The organism is Streptomyces graminilatus (assembly GCF_001418565.1).
GTDB classification, from domain to species: domain Bacteria; phylum Actinomycetota; class Actinomycetes; order Streptomycetales; family Streptomycetaceae; genus Streptomyces; species Streptomyces graminilatus.
In genome coordinates this window covers 1-3,599 of record NZ_LIQQ01000656.1, presented here as the reverse complement: position 1 = coordinate 3,599, position 3,599 = coordinate 1, and the positions used below count along the sequence as shown (strand labels likewise).

Sequence of the window (3,599 nt, the reverse complement as noted above, 5' to 3'; positions counted from 1 at the left end):
TCAATCGCCGGACGGGCTGAATGGTGCGGGCCTTGTTCTCAGGTGTCGGACGGGCTGATGGTGTGGGCCGGGATGTACGGGGCCGTGGAGGGGAGGGCGATGTCTGAGGGGAGTAGGGACGCTACCCAGCAGTCTCGGTGCACTCCCTTGTTGATCATTGCTGAGCGCAGGGTGCCCTCCATGGTGAAGCCGGCTTTTTGTGCCGTTGCCAGGGAGGCCGCGTTGCCCACCTCCGCCCGCCATTCCACGCGGTCCACCGACAGACGGGTGAAGGCCCAGCGGGACGCGGCGATCGTGGCCTCGGTGATGTAGCCGTTGCCCCGGTGGGCCTTGGCGGCCCAGAAGCCGACCTCGGTCACTCCCGGCGCGCGCATGGTGAGGGCGACCATGCCCACCAGCTCCTCCGCGTCGGGGAGGAAGACGCCGAACGTGAACATGGAGCCGTCCGCCCAGCTGTCGGGCACCAGCTTGTTGGTGAAGCCGTGGGCGTGTTCGGGGAGGTAGGGGGACGGGATCGTCGTCCAGCGCTGGATGTCGGGGTCCTGCACCGCCGCGTACACGGCGTCCGCGTCGTGCGGGCCGACCGTGCGCAGGAGAAGACGGGGTGTGGTGAGCGTGACGGGGTCCATCGGCCGATTCTTCTCGGGGGAGGAGCAGGGCGCCATCCTTTTCGGGGGGTGCGTTGGTCCGTGATCACGATTCGTGCAATTCGTGGGTGAGGCGCGGCACCATCCGTGACTCCCGGCCGTTCTCCTTATGGCTGTCCTACCGCCAGGCCTCCCGGCTGGGCGGGGTCCTCGCATACGATGGCCGTCGCTCAGTCAAGACTTATGGAAACCGACCGTCCTAGGCCCGACCGGCAAGGAGACCAACCCCCGTGTCCGTCCTCACAAAGATCATGCGTGCAGGCGAAGGCAAAATCCTGCGCAAGCTGCACCGCATCGCGGACCAGGTCAACTCCATCGAAGAGGACTTCATCAACCTCTCCGACGCCGAGCTGCGGGCCCTCACCGATGAGTACAAGCAGCGGTACGCCGACGGTGAGAGTCTGGACGACCTGTTGCCCGAGGCCTTCGCCACCGTCCGCGAGGCGGCCAAGCGCGCCCTCGGCCAGCGTCACTACGACGTGCAGATCATGGGTGGCGCGGCGCTGCACCTCGGCTATGTCGCCGAGATGAAGACCGGTGAGGGCAAGACCCTGGTCGGCACCCTGCCCACGTATCTGAACGCCCTCTCCGGAGACGGCGTCCACCTCATCACGGTCAACGACTACCTGGCCGAGCGCGACTCCGAGATGATGGGCCGCGTCCACAAGTTCCTCGGGCTGACCGTCGGCTGCATCCTCGCCAACATGACGCCGGCCCAGCGCCGCGAGCAGTACGCCTGCGACATCACGTACGGCACGAACAACGAGTTCGGCTTCGACTACCTGCGCGACAACATGGCGTGGTCGCAGGACGAACTCGTCCAGCGCGGCCACAACTTCGCCGTCGTCGACGAGGTCGACTCGATCCTCATCGACGAGGCCCGTACGCCGCTGATCATCTCCGGCCCGGCCGACCAGGCCACCAAGTGGTACGGCGACTTCGCCAAGCTGGTCACGCGCCTCAAGCGCGGCGAGACCGGCAACCCCCTCAAGGGCATCGAGGAGACCGGCGACTACGACGTCGACGAGAAGAAGCGCACGGTCGCCATCCACGAGTCGGGTGTCGCCAAGGTCGAGGACTGGCTGGGAATCGACAACCTGTACGAGTCGGTCAACACGCCGCTCGTGGGTTACCTGAACAACGCCATCAAGGCCAAGGAGCTCTTCAAGAACGACAAGGACTACGTCGTCATCGACGGCGAAGTCATGATCGTCGACGAGCACACCGGCCGTATCCTCGCCGGCCGCCGCTACAACGAGGGTATGCACCAGGCGATCGAGGCGAAGGAAGGGGTGGACATCAAGGACGAGAACCAGACCCTGGCGACCATCACCCTTCAGAACTTCTTCCGCCTCTACTCCAAGCTCTCCGGTATGACCGGTACGGCCATGACCGAGGCCGCCGAGTTCCACCAGATCTACAAGCTCGGTGTCGTCCCGATCCCGACCAACCGTGACATGGTCCGCAAGGACCAGTCCGACCTCATCTACCGCACCGAGGTCGCGAAGTTCGAGGCGGTCGTCGACGACATCGCCGAGAAGCACGAGAAGGGTCAGCCGATCCTCGTCGGCACGACCTCGGTGGAGAAGTCCGAGTACCTGTCGCAGCAGCTCTCCAAGCGCGGCATCCAGCACGAGGTGCTGAACGCCAAGCAGCACGACCGGGAGGCGACCATCGTCGCCCAGGCCGGTCGCAAGGGAGCCGTCACGGTCGCCACCAACATGGCCGGCCGTGGTACGGACATCAAGCTCGGCGGCAACCCCGACGACCTCGCCGAGGCGGAGCTGCGGCAGCGCGGCCTCGACCCCGAGGAGCACATCGAGGAGTGGGCCGCGGCCCTGCCGAGCGCTCTGGAGCGGGCCGAGAAGGCCGTCAAGGCCGAGTTCGAGGAAGTCAAGGAGCTCGGCGGGCTCTATGTCCTCGGCACCGAGCGGCACGAGTCCCGGCGGATCGACAACCAGCTCCGCGGTCGTTCCGGACGTCAGGGCGACCCCGGCGAGTCGCGGTTCTATCTGTCTCTCGGTGACGACCTCATGCGGCTGTTCAAGGCCCAGATGGTCGAGCGCGTCATGTCGATGGCGAACGTTCCGGACGACGTGCCGATCGAGAACAAGATGGTCACCCGTGCCATCGCCTCCGCCCAGTCGCAGGTCGAGACGCAGAACTTCGAGACCCGCAAGAACGTCCTCAAGTACGACGAGGTCCTCAACCGGCAGCGCGAGGTCATCTACGGCGAACGCCGCCGCGTCCTGGAGGGTGAGGACCTGCACGAGCAGGTCCAGCACTTCATGGACGACACCATCGACGCGTACATCGCCGCGGAGACCGCCGAAGGCTTCGCCGAGGAATGGGACGTGGACCGGCTGTGGGGCGCCTTCAAGCAGCTCTACCCGGTGAAGGTCACCATCGACGAGCTGGAGGAGGCGGCCGGCGACCGTGCCGGGCTGACCGCCGAGTTCATCTCCGAGTCGATCAAGGACGACATCCACGAGCAGTACGCGTCCCGTGAGGAGCAGCTCGGCTCCGACATCATGCGTGAGCTGGAGCGCCGGGTCGTGCTGTCGGTCCTCGACCGCAAGTGGCGCGAGCACCTCTACGAGATGGACTACCTCCAGGAGGGCATCGGTCTGCGCGCCATGGCGCAGAAGGACCCGCTGGTCGAGTACCAGCGCGAGGGCTTCGACATGTTCACCGCCATGATGGAGGGCATCAAGGAGGAGTCCGTCGGCTACCTGTTCAACCTGGAGGTCCAGGTCGAACAGCAGGTCGAGGAGGTCCCGGTCGCGGACCGCGTGCCGTCCCTGGACAAGGGTGCCGAGGACTCGGTGCCGGCTCAGGCGAGCGCCGGTTCCCGGCCCGAGATCCGGGCCAAGGGCCTCGACGCCCCGCAGCGCCCGGACCGGCTGCACTTCTCCGCCCCCACCGTGGACGGTGAGGGCGGCGTCGTCGAGG

General features: G+C 66.4%; 2 protein-coding genes. One reads left to right on the top strand and one right to left on the bottom strand.

The genetic code is table 11. The features are described from left to right. Positions 1 to 38: 38 nt before the first annotated feature. Positions 39 to 629, bottom strand: a complete 591-nt coding sequence (locus AOK08_RS39200; RefSeq protein ID WP_055534978.1) for a GNAT family N-acetyltransferase — start codon at positions 627 to 629, stop codon at positions 39 to 41. A gap of 248 nt (positions 630 to 877) precedes the next feature. Between AOK08_RS39200 and secA the strand changes: the two genes are divergently transcribed. Continuing rightward, positions 878 to 3,599, top strand: a 2,722-nt coding sequence (gene secA, locus AOK08_RS39195) for a preprotein translocase subunit SecA (RefSeq protein WP_055534976.1), incomplete at its 3' end; no start/stop codon positions are given.